We start from the raw sequence: 19,454 nt of genomic DNA on the forward strand, positions 1-19,454 counted from the left end.
AGGAGGGATGAATTATGTTAAAAGGCGGCTTGGAGTCTGATACACTAAAGTTTCTAAAAGAGGAAGACATTCGTAAAATTCATAATGCTACCATGCAGGTGCTTGCTGAAGTTGGCGTGCAGATTGGCGAGCCAGAAGCCTTAAAACTTTGCGCTGCAAAGGGAGCAAAGGTCGATTTTGGTAAGCAGAGGGCATATTTCAGTGAAGAGCTGGTTATGAAAGCTGTAGAAACAGCGCCTTCTGTAGTGACAATCTATGGTCGGGATGATGACTCTAAAAATATAGAGCTCGGCGGCAATAAGGTTTACCTGGGAACTGGCGGAACGGCCCTTAATATTATTGATTTAGATCGGGTTACCCGTAAAACCACTGCAGCAGATATTGCCAATACTGCCCGTTTAGTCGATGGACTGGATCATGTCCACTTCTTTGTAATTCCCTGCCATCCGAGTGATGTACCTGCTGAAGCGCTTGATGTAAATCGCTTTTATCATTCTATAAATAATACGACCAAGCCCATTATGGGCGGGATTTTGAACGAAGACGGCGTTGACCGCGTACTGGCCATGGCCGCCGAAATTGCCGGCGGTATGGACAAATTGGCCGAAAAGCCGTTCATCTCATTTATCTCCAGTATACTCAGCCCGTTGAAACTGGATGATACCCGTACACGGATATTGTTTAAAGTCGCCAGGGCCGGTATTCCAATAGCAACTTCAACGGCTCCTCTGGCTGGAGCTACTTCGCCGATTACCTTGGCAGGAACACTGGTTCAAATGAATGCCGAAGCGCTGACCGGAGTTGTGTTGACGCAAATGGTTAATCAGGGAGCGCCTATCCTATATTCGGCAGTACCGACTATTATGGATATGCAGACCATGACATTCCTGTTTGGCAGCGTTGAATCAGGAATTATGAATGCAGCAGCAGCCCAACTGGCACAATTTTACAAGCTGCCCATATATTCCACAGGCGGAATCAGTGACTCCAAGCAGCCTGATCAGCAAGCCGGATATGAAAAAGCACTTACAGCTATTATGCCGGCTTTAGCCGGGGCTAATTTTATTCATGAGGCTGCGGGCCAGTTAGATAGCGGTATGACTATTAGTTACGCACAGTATGTCATTGATAATGATATCATGGGTTCGGTTATGAGAGCTGTACGGGGAATTGAAGTTGACGAAAGCACGTTAGCTACCGAAGTAATAGCCAGAGTAGGCCCGGGAGGCAATTACCTGGCACAAAAGCTGACCGTCAAGAAGATGAGGACAGAATTCTTTTATCCGAAAGCGGCAACCAGAGTTAATTTTGACGGTTGGAAAAAGGCCGGCAGTAAAGATACTTGGACAATGGCTGAAGAGGTAGCTCGTGACATTCTGGCAAAACATCAACCGCAGCAAATACCACAGGCGATAGCTGAGAAAATCAGAAAAGCTGAACCCGGAATAAAGTGAAAGCTAGGAAAAGAGGTGGCGCAGATGTATTTTAAGCTTCGGATACTGACCTTGTGCGCAGCAGTGTTGGGTATAATTACTCTAACTCTAACCGGGACAATGATTAATACAGCATCAGCGAAAAGCAGTAACGAATTACAGCCGTTTAAGGTGGCTGCTCTTCAGTTTAACCCTGTACTGAATGAACGGGACAAAAATGTTGATCAATTGCTGAAGGTAATAGAAGAGGCTTTTAAAAACGGAGCTAAATTGGTTGTAGCCCCAGAGATGTCAACTACCGGGTATTACTACAAGGACAGAGACGCCATCCGTCCTTTTGTTGATACTATTCCCGGAACAACAACCAAGCGGGTAGAGCAATTAACAAAAAAATATAATGCCTACGTAGTCCTGGGGATGGCCGAAAGAGATCCTGAGACAGACCTGTTTTATAATGCGGCTGCAATGGTTGGCCCGCAGGGCTATGCCGGCAAGTACAGAAAAACGCATCAGTGGGAAAGCGAAGAGCATTGGGCAGCACATGGTGATCTGGGAGTTCCGGTATTTAACACCAGCCTTGGAAAGATTGCCATTAATATTTGTATGGATGCTGCCTATTTTGAGTCAGCCCGCTTAGCTGGCTTAGGCGGTGCAGATATTCTGGCGTTCCCCACTAATTCCACCGCCCAGGCTATTGCAGCATTACAAGCAAGGGCCCAGCAGAATGGAATGTATATTATTAGCGCCAACCGCTCTAACACCGAAATTGACTATCACATGATTGGTGCAAGTGCAATATGGTCGCCAATGGGGGTAAAATTAGCTGAAGCTGAATTATTACCCGATAAGAGCAAGGATATTAATGAGCCAACCATTCTTTATGGAATAATAGACCCTAAAGAATATAAAAACAAAAATAAACAGGCTTTGGCAAACCGGCGGCCTGAATTGTACAAAGAGCTGATGCTCTACATTGCTCCCTGGGACTACACGAAAAATACGACACCTCATGACATCAATGCAGGCATTGTTCAATACGAGCCGGTGATAGGAAATGTCGCAGCCAATAAGCAAAAGATTGCCGAACTTATTTCAGCTTCCGTAGCAAAGGCTCATAAGGAAAGCAACAGCTTACATATTATTGTTTTGCCTGAACTATCCCTGACCGGTCCGATGGATAATCAAAGTATTGCCGCAGTAAAGGCTCTGGCTGAAGCAGCAGACGGCGCCACCACCAGGTTTATGACTAATCTTGCAAAGGCTAATCAGGTAGCAGTGATATATGGACTGATTGAGCAAGAGGGAGACAGATTATATAATTCTGCCATTATTTTGGACAAAGACGGCAAGTTTGTTGGAAAATACAGAAAGACACATCTCGGTGACAGCGATAAAAGCTGGGCCACTGCCGGCGATAAACTAGCGGTATTCAGTACACCTGAATTGGGCAAAATCGGTGTATTAATTGGTGAAGACGCTGTCTATCCCGAAGCTGTTGGTGTTTTAGCAGTTAACAGGGCTGATTTTATTGCTATACCTTCAGCGTGGAGTGGTCAATATGGTTCCTATATGACCATTCATCCGGATATGTCGGCCAATAAATATCCTGAAGGCTCAATGGTTACCTGGGATGCAGCAGCGATAGGCGGTCAGGCCTATACTTTAGTTGCTAATTTTGTGGGAACAAAAGCGGAATATTTAGGGCGTAGCAGTCTTTATACCCTGGATCCTCTCTACGGCCTTGACCAACCGGCCGTAGCCTCGGGGGACAAAGAAGAAGTCTTTGTGGTTAAATTTAAAACCCTTCAATCGCAGTGGTGGTATAATCAGGAGAATCTGGTATTGTCACGACGGACACCTTACTATGTTCCGCTCATAAAATAAAGGCTTAACTTTAACTTCCATGCGGAAAATTGGACAATTCAAGAACCCGTTAGCTTTGTGCTGACGGGTTCTTGAACAATACATCAGAAGTTTTTTTGTCATAAATAATGAAGGAATTTAATGCCTGATCAGGAAATAAAAATGTAGTAAATGGGCATGTCATATGACAATATTATGGAATGTTAAATAGCGAGGGATAGCCAATGAAATTGGAAGCCGATTTGTTTGAGTTCAAGTATCTGGAGAAGATTCTTGGGAGTTTTTCGAAAGCAACTGGGTTACACATCGAGGCGGTCGATGATATAGGTGAAACCTTTTACATTCCTGATAAAACTAACCGGTGTGAATTTTGTCAATATATTCGCAGTCACCCTAACGGAACAGCGAAGTGTCATGCTTCTTACCGGCAAGCGACGTTGGAGGCTGCAAAGTGGGAGGAACCATATTTTTTCCGCTGTCATGCCGGCTTGGTTCTCTGGGCGGTGCCAATTATTATGCCAGGGGCACCCTTACGGAGTATTATCTGTGGTCAGGTGCTGATGTGGAAACCTGATAGGTTTTTATTTCAGGAGCTAAAAGAATTTAATGCTCGTATTAATAATTTTGAGGAATTAAAGGAGAAGGCCAAGCAATTAGAAGTCATTTCTCCCAGTCGCTCTCAGGCGGTGGCTGATACGTTGTTTGTGGTCGTGAATCATCTTATAAAACGGGACATTCATATATTAGAGCAAATTGATACCAAGAAGAAAATGCAGCAGCAAATCAGGAAGGATTTACAGGATCGGAAAAAGCTTAAAGTATCGGCCTTAAATGACTATGGAGCCTACTTAAAAAAAGAACGGAGCTTTTTGCGGGATATTCGCTTGGGGGACAAAACGCGAGCCGAAACAAATTTGAATAGCTTGCTAACCTATCTGTTCACTAAAACAGTCGGAGATAAAACGGAGATACGAGTTCGAGTCATTGAGTTGGCAACATTAGTTTCACGTGCCGCTGTTGAGGGAGGGGCTGACGCGGAACATGTAATGGCCATGTTAAAGGAGTTTAATAAAGAAGTCGAAAAGTTTGAACAGGTAGAACAATTTTTTTGCAGAATTCAAACCTTGGTTGCTGAATTTCTAGGTGACAGCTTGTCAATGGCTGACAAAAAGCATCTCAGTCTGGTCAACGATGCTAAAAGGTTTATTGTGGAGAACCACTCCAAACCAATCAAGATTGAAGATGTGGCTGCACAGTTGTTTATTAGCGCCTCACACTTGTCGCGACTCTTTCAGCGGGAATTGAATTGCACTGTTAACGATTATATTACCCGCGTTCGCGTTGAGCGGGCCGTTGAATTAATGAAACAGCCTGAACTTAATGTTGAGCAGGTTTCCAAAGCTATAGGGTTTCAAAACCAAAGTTATTTTGCCAAATTCTTTCGGAAATATATTGGCGTGACTCCGTTGGCTTACCGCAATAGTTTATTTTAACTGGGGTGAGTAATAGTGATTTACGAAGAAATCATCAAAAGTATTGACGAGGGTGAAGCAGACAGGGTCGTGGAGCTTAGCAAAAATGCGCTAATGCAGGGCTATCCGCCTATACAGGTTTTACAAAAAGGACTTATGGCCGGAATGGATAAGGTGGCCGAAAAATTTCGCGACCAGCGTGTTATGGTTCCTGAAGTCTTGATGTCTGCCAGGGCGATACATGCAGGTTTATTGGTATTGGCGCCTTATCTAAAATCAAAGAGAATCAACAATCGAAAAGGTGTAATTGTGATTGGCACAGTAGCAGGCGATTTGCATGATATAGGAAAAAACTTAGTTAAAATGATGGTAATGAGCACAGGTGTGAAAATTATTGATTTAGGAATAAATGTTTCAACAAGAAAGTTTATAAACACTGTTCAAAAAGAAAAACCGGATATTTTGATGATGGCGTCATTATTAACAACTACTATGCCGGCTATGAAAGTAGTTATTGAAGAACTGAATGAAGGGGGATTAAGGCAAGGAGTCAAAATTGCAGTAGGCGGGGCACCGGTGGATGAACCTTTTGCTAAGGAAATCGGAGCAGATTATTACTTTGAAAGCGCCAAAGATGTAACCGATTTTTTGGAAAAAAACCTGGAAAAGATTATTAACCGCAAGGGCAGGTTTGGGGGCTGATTTATTGGAATTTGCCATTTTCCATCTTCGAACGGCATGGCGAGAAATAGATGAGAAGCGGCTTTTATTATGGCATGCCAGGGAAGAGCCCATAATGGCGAATGGATAAGGGCTAGCGGCAATTTGTGGGGTCAGGGACAGGAGAAGGGGCTTAACTCCGGTATTTGGGGGTTAAGCCCCTTTTTTGCAATCATTTATAATTTGATTTTTCCAGGCAGGGCTTTATAGATAAGGTGACGAAACCCTTATAAACCGTGATTTGGCGAGGCTTTTATTATTAAGGCAGAAGTTCGTTTGGTTAGCTTGGAAAAATAATGGGATAAACCTTGTGGATGCTAGGTTTCTGAGGAGTTGCTGTTTTGAGAAACGCAGTGTTTATCTTGGGGTAACGAACACATTAGATGTATTGAAATATGGAAGTATGAATGCGTTCCAGGTACATTTTTCCGGGTAACGAACACATTAGATGTATTGAAATTAACTATTCCAGATTAAATCCGCGTCACTCATAGCGGGTAACGAACACATTAGATGTATTGAAATTCGTCTTCTTCATCGGCACCCTCTTCCGTAATCCAGGGGTAACGAACACATTAGATGTATTGAAATAAATTACAGCAACTGCAAGTACGTCAGTTAATTTTGGGGTAACGAACACATTAGATGTATTGAAATTTTTGCGGTCAAATGGTGTTGCGCTTTTCATTTCGGGTAACGAACACATTAGATGTATTGAAATAAATAAAAGGGTACTTCTACGTATTCGAAGGCTTTGGGGTAACGAACACATTAGATGTATTGAAATTAGCCCTGTACCGGCTGCTATCCAACATAGTATTAAGGGTAACGAACACATTAGATGTATTGAAATAGGTAATATCGTATATGTAACCGTTGAAGTGATTCGGGTAACGAACACATTAGATGTATTGAAATAGCATCTGTATTGCTAATTCTGCATTTTCATCCCCGGGGTAACAAACACATTAGATGTATTGAAATAATGTACTTGATCTTCTTTTAGTCCGAATACCTTGGGGTAACGAACACATTAGATGTATTGAAATTCGCCATCGATGGCAAATTTCCGTTCCTCCGGGGTGGGTAACGAACACATTAGATGTATTGAAATTCCTTACCGCCTCCACAATTTATTTTTGTTAGTTACAGGGTAACGAACACATTAGATGTATTGAAATTGGAGAGGCTTGAAGATTTGTCAAAATGGTTAGTTTAGGGTAACGAACACATTAGATGTATTGAAATAAGAATATGTTGATGATGGCTACAGCGGAGAATATCGGGCAACGAACACATTAGATGTATTGAAATGGTGTTGGCTTCCACCATTGCACGTCCCAAGGCCAAGGGCAACGAACACATTAGATGTATTGAAATTAGAACTTGCTGCGACGACCGGTTGGTGTAGAAGATGGGCAATGAACACATTAGATGTAAAAACCTTCTTGACTTTCATACCGTTTGACGTTTTCATGGCTCGAGCACTGGCGTTAGCTTTGCCGGGTGAGTGGAATACGTTAGTGGCTGCGGTTATCGTGACTCAAACTCTTGTGGAACTTATTGGGGAATTATTCTATATCCGTCTTGTTCCAAAGATGATTTTGCCTGATACACTTGAAGTCACATAACTGTCATGGTATCTTTATAGAAAGATATATACTATTTATTTTTGGAGGGGGTTCCAATGACCAAAAAAATAGCTGTAGCTGGTAAAGGCGGCGTTGGTAAAACGACTTTTACCGCTTTGCTGATTAGAGAATTGATGCGGCAGAAAAAAGGTATTATCTTAGCCGTAGATGCCGATCCAAATTCTAATTTGAATGAAGCTTTAGGAATTGATGTAGACGATTCTATCTCCAATATCCTGGAGGAAGTTAGACTGGGAGACGATGTTCCGATTGGAATGGGCAAGGATTCATTTACAGAATATCGGTTAAGTCAAATTATCAAAGAGGGGAAAGGCATGGATCTTATCCAAATGGGTCTACCCCAACAAAATGGTTGTTACTGCTATCCCAATAATTTGATGCGGATGTACCTGGAACAGTTACAACGAAATTATGAATACGTTATCATTGATAACGAAGCTGGTATGGAGCATTTAAGCCGGCGGATTGTGGCAGACATTGATATGCTTTTTATAATCAGCGATACTTCGGTTCGCAGTATTCGTTCGGCGGCAAAAGTAGTCGAACTGATCAAGGTGTTAAAGATTTCAATACCCGAAGTTTATCTAATTATCACCAAGACAGGTGAAGCGGGAATTGATGGTCTAAAAGAGGAAATCGCGAAGACCGGTCTAGATTTAGTCGGTACTATTCCTTATGATGTACAAGCTGTTACTTTTGATTTTGAAGGGAAGCCGTTGATTGATTTACCAGATGACTCGCTTTCTGTAATGGCAGTTAAAGCCATCATGGAAAAAGCAGGCGTTTAATACAATTGTAGGTTGCTACTGACCATAATAGTGAATGCGTAATGGTTTGCCGCCATTTGTGAGGTCAGGAACAGGCAAAAGGGGCTTAACTCTGTTGGCGTTAAGCCCCTTTTGCGCGTGCAGGTGCAGTTTTGCTACTAATATCTAATCTAAAGAGTGAACTTATAGAGTATTAATAGAAACGAAGCTGAAGAGTAAAGCCAATTTCGGTAAAAAGATCCTTGAAGCCAATCAGCATAAAATGAAATCGCTTATAATTTAATTTTTCCAGGCAGGGCTTTATAGATAAGGTAGCGAAACCCTTATAAACAGTGGTTTGGCGGGGTTTTTACAATTAAGACAGAAATTAGCTTGGTTAGCTTGGAAAAATACAGGGATAAACCTTGTAGAGGCTAGGTTTTTGAGGAATTGCTGTTTTGAAAAACACAGTGTTTATCTTGGGGCAACGAACACATTAGATGTATTGAAATATGAAGACCCGGAAAAAATCAAAAACGAAGCCAAGGGGCAACGAACACATTAGATGTATTGAAATAGCACACTGGCCACCGACGCTTGCGGCGCTTTGGGGGTAACGAACACATTAGATGTATTGAAATTCGGTTACTAAGGGTTTGGTGTCAGCGCCACCGGCCGGGCAACGAACACATTAGATGTATTGAAATAGAGTTTCAATCAGTTCAATATGATCAGTATCCGGGGCAACGAACACATTAGATGTATTGAAATCAAGACCTCTGAACAATATCTTCTGCCCGGTAGGGGGCAACGAACACATTAGATGTATTGAAATACATTCCGGTAATCTGCACGGTAATCCCGGTAGGCGGGCAACGAACACATTAGATGTATTGAAATAAGAGAGACTGCGCAAGGGACAGTTGACGAATAAAGGGCAACGAACACATTAGATGTATTGAAATCAAAGCCGGAGAATACGTGTATTTGCTGCAATGCTGGGCAACGAACACATTAGATGTATTGAAATTTGAACAACCACTCTGCGATAGCTACCGAATCCAGGGCAACGAACACATTAGATGTATTGAAATTAGCATTTGCGCAAAGGGAAGTTCTAAAACGAGTAGAGGGCAACGAACACATTAGATGTATTGAAATCCGCCAGCAGCACGGAGATAGTCTGCGGTCATTGCAGGGGCAACGAACACATTAGATGTATTGAAATTCAAGATAGACAACACCTTCACCGCTGTCCTTATCGGGGCAACGAACACATTAGATGTATTGAAATTTGTTTACGACTATTGTATATGTGCCTCTATCTTGGGCAACGAACACATTAGATGTATTGAAATTCAGATTCTCCCTTGAATTCGGTTTTTTCCAAGGTGGGCAACGAACACATTAGATGTATTGAAATCCACCTTTATTATATCGTTACCACTTAACGATATGTGGGCAACGAACACATTAGATGTATTGAAATCTGCCTTACTGTACCTTGAACGTTACTGTCATGCCCGGGCAACGAACACATTAGATGTATTGAAATATTTCCTGGAATATACTACCAACAATATTCCCCGCTGGGCAACGAACACATTAGATGTATTGAAATCGCTGACGTTGGGTAATATCCGGCATGGCAGCCAGGGGCAACGAACACATTAGATGTATTGAAATCGAATTATGCGAAATAGATTTACCACATGCCCGTCGGGCAACGAACACATTAGATGTATTGAAATTGAATGGTGGAATGGCAAAGGCTACCCCATGCAGGGGCAACGAACACATTAGATGTATTGAAATCTTCTGCAGTGGTACTGACATCAAATAGTGCCGACGGGCAACGAACACATTAGATGTATTGAAATTCGTCCAACCGCCCCATCTCTTGAATAATGCTGGCGGGCAACGAACACATTAGATGTATTGAAATAAACAAATCAGTTCAACATATGCAGGATTAAGAGGGGCAACGAACACATTAGATGTATTGAAATATGGTCATGTCCTGGTTATCCTGGATGATGATAGGCGGGCAACGAACACATTAGATGTATTGAAATTCCGTCAATTCCAGTACCGGAGTTAGTTTTATAATTAGGGCAACGAACACATGTAGATGTATTGAAATGGCTACAACCAAATTGTATATGACACATTTTCTACTGGGCAACGAACACATTAGATGTATTGAAATAAAACCTATGGCTATGACAATCAATTCTATTTTAAGGGCAACGAACACATTAGATGTATTGAAATAGGCCGAACCAGATTTCCCGCATGGTGGCCGTTTCAGGGCAACGAACACATTAGATGTATTGAAATAAGATTTCCTCAACGGTTTTCCAATCGAATCTACAGGGGCAACGAACACATTAGATGATTGAAATGAAAGTTTTGGGATAATTTCCGTAATTGGACAACCTTATTTGAAGAGTAAGAGTAGAACCGGATAGGGCTTAACTCTGGGGGAGTTAAGTCTCTTTTATTTGCTAAAAATTCCCAACAAGCTCGAAGAATTTCCAAGTAAAAATCCAATATCTATTAGCAATTTGCAGGATTTCCCTAATCCTTCTGGAATATATTGTATATATTGTTGAAATGTAATACTTTTAGCGAGTTTTCGACAAAGAGAAGAGGTGATAAATTGCTTTACCATGAGTTGATCGTCACAATGCTCCTGCAAACCGACTTGCCTGCGACTAAAGGTTATGAATACTTATCTAAGGTAATATCCAGCGCCATGCTGAATGATGCCGAACTTAAGGAACTGCACGGCCAGCGGGTATTAAAAGGTTACTCGTTCTGCAATTTGTATCCCCGTGAGCCCGATAAGGTGTATAAGCAGGGGCGGGTCTATATTTTTCATATTCGCTCCTTTGAGTTGGACTTGCTATTAAAATTAAAATATCTCTTGCCGCAGCTTAAAGCAGGTATTATTGCCACAGAAATCAGGAACTTTGCGTATCGTCCGATTGTGCGGCTGAAAAGTCTTACCCCGGCAGTGGCAACCGTTGATAACCGCTCCTGGACCCGGGATAATGGGCTGAAGCTGTTAATGGAGCGAATCCATGTTAATGCTCTTAAAAAATACCGGGCGTTTATTGCGGAAATGGACGAGCCGCCGGAGAATTTTATTGAGAGTATTCAGCTTATCAATGACAAACCGATCAAAATACCCTATAAAGCCAATTCATTCCTGGGGAATAAGCTCATTATCGGAGTGAAAAGTGACCCGGTGTCGCAGCAATTGGCTTTTGCGGCCATCGGGACCGGGTTGTTGGAGAAGAATGCCATTGGACTAGGATATTGCGTGTATGAATAGAAGGCGGTGAGGGTATGATTCTTGATTTACTGGCGGTTTATCGCAACAATACGGACGGTGACAGGCTGGCTATAGACAATTATCAGCTTAAAGAGGGGTTGTACTTTAAGCTGTATGGCAGCCAGCAGGAGCCTGAAGTATTAAAAATCGAGAAAAAAACGGCTTACAGTGGCGAACTGTGGGAGTTCATCAGATCGGCTGACTTTTACAGTCAACTGGTGGATATGCAGAAGCCGGTTGACCCCAAAAAGCAGATTCACAGCAACAATATGTATGCCGTGGCGTTCAAAGCGGCGGCTTTGACGGGAGGCGCGAACTCCGTCGCAAATTTCCGTGACAGTGTTGTCCGGTATTACCAGACTTTGCGTTCGCCGAAGAAAGCGGATGTTGCGATGCTAAGCGAGTACCATTTGCCGCCGCCGGATGTACAGGTGATTGAGACTAATCAGGACTATGTGCTCAGCCTGATTGAGTATATACAGCAACAGATTGCTGAACATAACATCAAGGACACGATATATGTTAAATTATATTTCGCCGCCCCTTTGCCGGACTATATCCGGGAAAGCAAGCGGTATCTGATTCCGAAGGTTTTTAATAAGAATGATTATAATGTGACGGTGGAAAGAACCACTTACGGCCTGTCCAACAGCAACATGAACATGAATGCCGACAAGCCGTTCCTGGAGCATAGAACAACGGTTTTCAAAGTGCCTTTCCGGATCAGTGTGGATGACGCACTGGCAACTAGGAATATGTTTATCTGGCTGGACGGACAGCAGGATGAGGCCGGCAAACCAATAACTGACGGCTATCTGCCTATTGGCTCGTCCAGGGTATTTGCGCTGGTTAAGACCGGTGAAAAACGGCAGGATGCCCATTACCTACATTTGGAAAAGGGTAAGCAGCCGGTGATTGATGAGTACGATTTTTTGCCAGGTTTGACTAAGGAGATAATGCCGGTATTTAACCTGGAAAATTTTTTGCAACTGGAGAATTTTGAGTCGGCCAATATTCATAATCGGGCGCAGTTGGAAGTCTTGGTAGATGACTTGCTTTTTAACAAAAATTTAATCAGGAATTATTTCAACCCTTCCCCTAAGCCCAGTGACTGGCTGTCGGCTTTTCAGGTAAACCTGCTGCTGCGCTACCGGGAAGCGTTGCGCAACTATTTTCGCAAGGGTGAGCAAAAGGATTTTGCCGATTGCATTGACCCGTTATCGCAAAGCATGCTGAAAGAAATGCTGCACCGGGAGTCCTATTCCCGGCTGAAGGATACCAAGGTTGCCAAAGGTCTGAATTTGCGGTTATCATTATTGAAATATTTTAACATAAAGGAGAAGGCAGATATGGGTGACCGATTGAGGAGTTTAGCGGAGGGTCTCAAAGCAAAACTGATTATCGATAAGACGGATGAGATCGTGACTTGTGAAAACGATCAGGAATTTTATTATTATGCCGGACAATTGGTTCGTTATCTGGTGTCACAAAGTCAAACGCAGAATCCGACCTATGCCATGATTGATCATATCACAGATGCCCGGGATGTTAACAAATTCAAACAGGAGATACTGCGGCTGGAGAAAAAATATACACATGCCTTACAAATGAGAAATACCCGCTACAACAAGCTGCTGGCGGCGGTTATGGGGTATGGCTGCGCAACCGACAAAGTGACAGGGTTTGATCTTTTCCTAGCCGGTGTTGCTTCGAAAAATATAATTTATTTTACGGAAAAAGAGGAGGGGTAAGTAATGAACATGACTAACCGCGTCTATGGTGTTGTAGCCATCCGCAGCATTATGGCTAACTGGAATGCCGACTTCAGCGCCAGGCCGAAAACTATTTCCAATGGCACTATTTTTGGCAGTGACAAGGCCTTTAAATACCCGATTAAAAGAATGTGGCAGGCTGCCGGGGAAAAGGTTCTGGTCATCAAGTCGTACAAAATTGAAGCAAAAAACAATGACGAAGAAGCGGGTAAGCTGCAGCCGCGGGATTTGCAGGAGCGTTATGAGCAAATCTTTAATACGGTTATCAATGAGAAGACCCCTTCCCGCGAGGTATTGAAAAATCTGTTTTCCGCCATTGATGTTATGAATTTCGGCGTTACTTTTGCCGAGAAAAAACAGAATATCAGCATTACCGGAGCGGTACAAATCGGACAGGGTTTTAACAAATATGAAGACACGCAGATCGAAAGCCAGGATATCCTCTCGCCATACCGCAATCCTAGCGAAAAGAAAGAGGCGGCTACGGCTTCAAGCTTAGGCAGCAAAATTGTAACCGATGAGGCCCATTATTTTTATGCATTTGCCGTAAATCCGGGTAACTATCTGGAATATCTGGATTTGGGCATTGAAGGGTTTGCCGGTTATACCAGGGAGGCGTTTGACAAATTTAAAAAAGGCTGCCTGATGGCAGCGACAGCTTTTCATACCAATAGTAAGAGCGGCAGTGAAAATGAGTTTGCCTTGTTTGTGCATTGTACAGAAACCAGCGAATTGTATTTGCCTAATCTGGACAGGTATGTTGATTTCAGCAAGCAAAGTGGCCGCAATACCATTACACTGACAAATCTGGCAGAGCTGCTTAAAGGGCATGAGCAGGCCATTGACAGGGTGGAAGTATATTATAATCCTCTGGACACCGATGTGGAATTAGGCGGCCTGGCTTGTACAACTTATGATTTATGTGGCCGGGTTATCGCCGGTAATCGCTGAATGGCTGCGAGGCGTATATGATGAACATCCAAGCTGTCAAATTTCGTTTGTCAGGAGAGGCTGCCTGTTTTCGCAAACCGGATGTTAATAAACCGGTATATTTTACCTATAATAATATTCACCGGATTGCCCTGTTAGGCTTGCTGGGAGCCATCCTGGGCTTACGCGGATATCGTAATAATCGCTTATTTGATGAGGAGCAGCCAGGTTTTCCGGAATTTTATGAAAAGCTGGCAGGCATTAGGCTGGCGTTAATACCTGAAGCCGAACGGGGTTATTTTACCAAAAAAGTGCAGTATTTTAATAATAGTGTCGGTTATGCCTCCAAAGAGGTCGGCGGAAATTTGCAGGTCTTTGAGCAATGGCTGGAAAAACCAGCCTGGACGGTATTTCTTACCCGAGGGACAGTAGCGCCGGATCTATGGGACAAGCTGGTAGCATATTTGACCGGGCAAAAGTGCGTCTATATCCCTTATCTGGGTAAAAATGATTTTCCGGCTGTTATTGATCAGGTGACGGTTTGTGAGCTGGCTGCGCCGGTCTCGCGCGGACCATTATTCATTAACTCACTGTTTCCTGGTGCGTTGGAGGACATTGACGATACGGAAACCCAGGAAGACCAACCGGCATACATATTTTCTGAGCGGGCTCCGGTAGAACTGCAGTCAAAGCATAATTTTTATATGTTTCAACAGATACTTTTCACCAATTGCCTGGTAAAGCAGGCAAACGGTGATTTATGGCAGGACGGTACCAGGGTACTATGCTTTTTTTAGCAGAGGGCGGATTGATTCCGCCCTGTTTGTTTACGCGGGTTAATTTATGTAAGCCTGAGTCTGTAACCGGGGGAGGACGTTTATATGAGCATTATCGAAACATTTCTGCAGGATCCCCGCTACTGGGCCCATACAGACAAGGACAAAGCGCCGGAATCCCTGGCCGCCCATAGCCAGTTATGCCTGCACTATTATGAACTGTATTGCCGGAAAAAAGGTCTGGACAGTATTGTCAAACGTGTTATTGCCCATTGCGGCTGTGATGAGCGGGAAACAGCCGCCATCTATCAATTTTTTGTTGATGCCGTTTATCAGCACGATATTGGCAAAATCAATCCGTCTTATCAGGGCAACGTCTTAAAAAACCCTGCTTTTCCCGGCACATACGACAGCCGCAACCATGCCGCCTTATCTGCTTATATTTATCTGTGTGAGCACCTGGATGCAATTGATAAACCTGACAGAAAAAAGTTTTCCTACTTTTTGTTTGCTTTTAGCTATTGTATCGCCCGTCATCATAGTGGCCTCAGAGATATTGGGGACTTTAAGGACAAACTGCAGGATTGTCTGGAGAAAGGCAGCTGGTATGAGCGGGAGCTTAACCTGGAGAAGAACAGCATTTTTACGGCTGACCGGGGCTATGACCAGCTAAAGAAGGTGGTTGCCGGCGAAACGGCTTTTTATATCTTGAATAAGCTGTTGTTCAGTGTGATTACCGCGTGTGATTACTGTGCCACGGCGGAGTATATGCATGGGGCGGCCGTGGATATTTGCACTATTGATAATCTGGAGGAGCTTAGGCAGAAATATTACGGTGGCAAGCTTTATGCCGGTATCCGGCAGTATCAGCAGGACCCTGGTGTTTTTGCCGGGTCAATCAACGAGCAGCGCTGCCGGATTTTTTTAGAAGCTGAGGAGAACCTGTGCCGGCAGCCGGAAGCTTGCCTGTATTATCTGGAAGCTCCCACCGGGTCAGGAAAAACCAATATGTCGGTTAATTTGTTTCTAACCCTGCTTGACCAGCAGCGGCAGTTATCCAATGTATTTTATATTTTTCCGTTTAACACCCTGGTTGAGCAGACGGCTGATGTGCTGGAAGAGTATTTTGCCTATGGCAAAGAAATCGCTGTTGTTAATTCGCTTACACCCATTTATGTGGAACAGCCTGCCGGTGGCCGGGGTCGATCTGATGCAGGGGAAGCGGATGAGGACTGTGATTATGAGCGAGCGGCACTCAACAAGATTTTTAATAATTACCCGATTGTTGTCACTTCGCATGTCAACTTCTTCAACGCGTTGTTTAGCACAGGGAAGGAGCCGTGTTTTCCCCTGCTCAAATTATGTAACAGTGTGGTGATTATTGATGAGATTCAGAGCTATCGCAACGCTATCTGGCGGCAGATTATCCTGTTTTTGCTGCAATATGCCAGTTTGCTCAACATCAAAATCATCATAATGTCGGCTACGTTGCCGAAGCTGGATTTATTGCTGGATGAACATTCGTATGTGATTGCCGACCTGATTAAGAACCCGCAGATATACTATCAAAACCGGTTTTTCCGGGACAGGGTGGAATTAGACTTTTCCTTGCTGGCCCATAAGAAGATTGAGTTGGCTGTGCTGGAGGCTAAGGTGTTGGAACATAAGGGACAGAAGGTATTGGTGGAGTTTATTAATAAAAACACGGCCCGGGAATTTTTCAATATGTTGTATCAGGAACCGGATGTGTATTGTGTGGAGCTGACAGGTGACGATAATTCCTGTAACCGTAAAAAGGTAATTAAAGAGATAAAAAGCAGAACAAGCATTATTGTGGTAGCCACCCAGGTGATTGAGGCCGGTGTGGATATTGATATGGATGTTGGCTTCAAGGATATCTCACTGCCTGACGCTGAAGAGCAGTTTCTGGGGCGGATTAACCGTTCCTGCCTGCGGCGGGGTAAAGCCTATTTCTTTAATTATGATGATGCGAAGAAAATCTATGGTAATGATGAACGGCTCAATTATCCGGTCAGCAACCCGCAAATAGCGGAATTATTGCAGCAGAAAGATTTTAAGGCTATTTATGAGCGGATTTTACAGGATGTAAAGAGAGTAAGTGATGCCAGAACTGCCCGGAATATCCATTATACCTACGCCAAGTGTCTGGAACTAAAGTATCAGCAAATCGAGCAGGATATGCGTCTGATTTCCCCGACCTATCAGATTTTCCTGGCCTATGACCTGATAGAAGGGGATTTGGTTATCTCCGGGCGGGCTGTCTGGCAGCGCTACAAAGAGCTTTGCCAGTCTAAGACAATGGGCTATGGGCGCCGGAAGGTGGAATTGTCCCAACTGGTTGAACAGATGTCGTATTTTACCTACAGTGTATATAGTGATAAGCAGCAGGCCCTGGGGTGTGACGAAGAGTTCGGCGGCTATTATTACATAGAAAACGGTGAACAGTTTATTGAGGACGGTAAGTTTAACCGCAAAGCCTTTATGAAGCAGGGGAAAGGATTGTTTTTATGATGCTAACCGGTACGCTTGTTAATTATTATATCCACTGTCCCCGGCAGTGCTGGCTGTTTTATCATAAACTGAATATGGAAGATAACTCGGAGGATGTGCGGATTGGCAGGGTGCTGCATGCGCTTACTGCGGCGAAAGACGGGGAATTGGCGATTGACAATATCAAACTGGACAAGATTACTGATGAGTATGTGGTGGAGCTAAAAAAATCGGATGCCGATCTGCCGGCAGCCATGGCGCAGGTCCAGTTCTACCTGATGCGGTTGGCTGAAAAGGGCATTAGCCGCAAAGGGCGGCTGGAGGTGTGGGAAAAGAATAAGCAAGACAGGAAGGTACATTATACTGAACTTAATGAGGCGTTGATCGAACAGCTCACCAGACAATATGCCGAAATCGAGGAATTCTTGCAGACGCCGGTTCCGCCTGCACCCAAGTCAACAGCCAGGTGTAAGCGGTGTGCGTACTATGAATACTGCTATATCTGACATATGGGGAGAGTGTGAGATGATAGAAGAGACACGCTATATTTTTTCCAAGGGTGATTTAAGTCGCAAAGATTTCTCTATCTGTTTTCGCGGTGAACGCGGTAATGTGTATCTGCCGATTAAAGATACCAAAGAGCTATATTGTTTTAATGATATAACATTAAGTACGAAGTTGCTGGAGATATTGTCAAAGGCAGGCATTGTGGTGCATTTTTTCGGCTACTATGAAAACTATATCGGCACCTTTTACCCGAAAGACTATTTGCTTAGTGGCAGGCTGACTGTTTCCCAGGCGTTAGCTTATGACAACCAGGAAAAACGGATGACAATTGCCAAAGCTGTTGTAACAGGGATTGCTGCCAATATTCATGTTGTCCTTTACCACTACTACCGGCATGGGAAGGAGGAATTGAAGCCGTACCTGGACTGGCTAAAAAAAGATGTGCCTGAGTTGCTGACACGTATCAGCACCATCAAGCACCTGTTGAGTCTGGAAGGTGAGATTTGGGCCCGGTTTTACGAGACTTTTAAGCTGATTTTGCCAGAGGAATTTCACATGAATAAAAGGGTTAAAAGGCCGCCTGATAATCCCATTAATGCCCTGGTGTCTTTCGGCAATACGCTGCTATATACCAAAACGCTGACACAGATTTACCATACCCATCTTAACCAAACGATCTCCTATTTGCATGAACCTATGGAAAGACGTTATTCTTTGAGTCTGGATATATCCGAAACTTTCAAGCCGGTATTGGTGTATAAGACGATTTTTGATTGCATAAATAACAGAAAAATAACAGTAGCGAAGCATTTTGATAAAAAGTTGAATTATGCGCTGCTTAATGAAGTCGGTCGAAAGACCTTTATTACTGAGTTTGAGGAACGGATTAACGGCGTGTTTGACCATAGCAAGCTAAAAAGGAAGGTTTCCTATAAACAGGCTATCAGGCTGGATGGATACAAATTGATTAAGTATATCGTGGAAGAAAAACCGGTAGCTTTTTTCAATATGGAGGCCAAGCAATGAGCAACGTCAACTATAATTATGCATTTATCTTTTACGACATCGGCGAAAAACGGGTTCAGAAAGTCTTCAAGGCTTGCAAGAAATATTTCAAACATCATCAAAAATCAGTATTTCGCGGGCACATAACCCCGGCTAATTTAATTGCATTAAAAGGTGAACTTACCGGAATTATTGACAAAGATGAAGATTTTATCACGATTATCAAGATGAAGAGTAAAGCCGATTTCGGCGAAGAAGTCCTTGGGACCGATCACCAGAAAACGGAATCGCTGATAATTTGATTTTTCCAGGCAGGTCTTTATGGACAAGGCAGAGAAACCCTTATAAATAGTGGCTTGGTGAGGGTTTTATAATAAGATTGAAATTTAGTCTGGTTAGCTTGGAAAAATATCGGGATGATCCGTAATAATGCTGGGTTTTTAGGGGATTGATCTTTGGTGAGAGGCTGATTTTCTCTTGGGGCAACGAACACATTAGATGTATTGAAATACTTTATACAATTCGGCTAATTCTTCCCTGCTGTCTCGGGCAACGAACACATTAGATGTATTGAAATTCGAGTGGCGGGCCAGTGACGGCAAAGGTTCCGGTGGGCAACGAACACATTAGATGTATTGAAATGTACTTTATTTATTTCCTCTGCTATTGTCGGTGTTCGGGCAACGAACACATTAGATGTATTGAAATCCAAGTCGGCTAGTCATCC

The 19,454-nt window shown here is 43.3% G+C and carries 13 protein-coding genes and 3 CRISPR repeat arrays (1 of these 16 only partly in view); all 13 genes read left to right on the plus strand.

What is annotated here, in order from left to right; all coding sequences use genetic code 11:
- Window positions 1-14 precede the first annotated feature (14 nt).
- The 13 genes from GT1_RS03870 to cas2 all read left to right on the plus strand — a co-directional run bounded on the left by GT1_RS03870 (window position 15) and on the right by cas2 (window position 19,029).
- The gene (locus GT1_RS03870) at window positions 15-1,454 is read left to right on the plus strand and encodes a trimethylamine methyltransferase family protein (protein WP_188397609.1); all 1,440 of its coding nucleotides are present in this window, start codon (window positions 15-17) and stop codon (window positions 1,452-1,454) included.
- 24 nt (window positions 1,455-1,478) lie between these two features.
- Entirely contained in the window at window positions 1,479-3,317 is a 1,839-nt protein-coding gene (locus GT1_RS03875; RefSeq protein WP_223226039.1) for a nitrilase-related carbon-nitrogen hydrolase, read from the plus strand.
- A gap of 203 nt (window positions 3,318-3,520) precedes the next feature.
- Window positions 3,521-4,789, plus strand: a complete 1,269-nt coding sequence (locus GT1_RS03880) for a PocR ligand-binding domain-containing protein (RefSeq protein ID WP_188397610.1) — start codon at window positions 3,521-3,523, stop codon at window positions 4,787-4,789.
- Window positions 4,790-4,804: 15 nt separating this feature from the next.
- Entirely contained in the window at window positions 4,805-5,470 is a 666-nt protein-coding gene (locus GT1_RS03885; RefSeq protein WP_188397611.1) for a corrinoid protein, read from the plus strand.
- 383 nt (window positions 5,471-5,853) lie between these two features.
- Window positions 5,854-6,934: a CRISPR direct-repeat array (repeat unit 30 nt; unit sequence GGGTAACGAACACATTAGATGTATTGAAAT).
- A 241-nt stretch (window positions 6,935-7,175) separates the two neighbouring features.
- Window positions 7,176-7,928, plus strand: a complete 753-nt coding sequence (locus GT1_RS03890) for an AAA family ATPase (RefSeq protein WP_188397612.1) — start codon at window positions 7,176-7,178, stop codon at window positions 7,926-7,928.
- A gap of 440 nt (window positions 7,929-8,368) precedes the next feature.
- Window positions 8,369-10,292: a CRISPR direct-repeat array (repeat unit 30 nt; unit sequence GGGCAACGAACACATTAGATGTATTGAAAT).
- Between the two features lie 256 nt (window positions 10,293-10,548).
- Entirely contained in the window at window positions 10,549-11,226 is a 678-nt protein-coding gene (locus GT1_RS03895; RefSeq protein ID WP_188397613.1) for a CRISPR-associated protein Cas6, read from the plus strand.
- A gap of 14 nt (window positions 11,227-11,240) precedes the next feature.
- A complete protein-coding gene (locus GT1_RS03900) occupies window positions 11,241-12,977 on the plus strand; it encodes a hypothetical protein (RefSeq protein ID WP_188397614.1) in 1,737 nt (578 codons plus the stop codon).
- A 3-nt stretch (window positions 12,978-12,980) separates the two neighbouring features.
- Window positions 12,981-13,949 carry a type I CRISPR-associated protein Cas7 gene (locus GT1_RS03905; RefSeq protein WP_188397615.1) on the plus strand — a complete coding sequence of 323 codons (969 nt, stop codon included), beginning with the start codon at window positions 12,981-12,983 and terminating at the stop codon, window positions 13,947-13,949.
- Window positions 13,950-13,966: 17 nt separating this feature from the next.
- Window positions 13,967-14,725 carry a type I-B CRISPR-associated protein Cas5b gene (gene cas5b, locus GT1_RS03910; RefSeq protein WP_223226040.1) on the plus strand — a complete coding sequence of 253 codons (759 nt, stop codon included), beginning with the start codon at window positions 13,967-13,969 and terminating at the stop codon, window positions 14,723-14,725.
- Between the two features lie 84 nt (window positions 14,726-14,809).
- Window positions 14,810-17,236: a CRISPR-associated helicase Cas3' gene (cas3, locus tag GT1_RS03915; RefSeq protein WP_188397616.1), complete on the plus strand. Its 2,427-nt coding sequence runs from the start codon at window positions 14,810-14,812 to the stop codon at window positions 17,234-17,236.
- Entirely contained in the window at window positions 17,236-17,721 is a 486-nt protein-coding gene (locus GT1_RS03920; protein ID WP_223226070.1) for a CRISPR-associated protein Cas4, read from the plus strand. The genes cas3 and GT1_RS03920 overlap by 1 nt, the downstream gene beginning before the upstream one ends.
- A gap of 19 nt (window positions 17,722-17,740) precedes the next feature.
- Entirely contained in the window at window positions 17,741-18,748 is a 1,008-nt protein-coding gene (gene cas1b / locus GT1_RS03925; RefSeq protein ID WP_188397618.1) for a type I-B CRISPR-associated endonuclease Cas1b, read from the plus strand.
- Entirely contained in the window at window positions 18,745-19,029 is a 285-nt protein-coding gene (gene cas2 / locus GT1_RS03930; RefSeq protein ID WP_188397619.1) for a CRISPR-associated endonuclease Cas2, read from the plus strand. The genes cas1b and cas2 overlap by 4 nt, the downstream gene beginning before the upstream one ends.
- Window positions 19,030-19,207: 178 nt before the next feature.
- A CRISPR array of direct repeats spans window positions 19,208-19,454; the repeat unit is 30 nt; unit sequence GGGCAACGAACACATTAGATGTATTGAAAT (it continues 956 nt past the right edge of the window).

The organism is Sporomusa sp. GT1, from assembly GCF_014634905.1.
In the GTDB taxonomy this organism is placed as follows: domain Bacteria; phylum Bacillota; class Negativicutes; order Sporomusales; family Sporomusaceae; genus Sporomusa; species Sporomusa sphaeroides.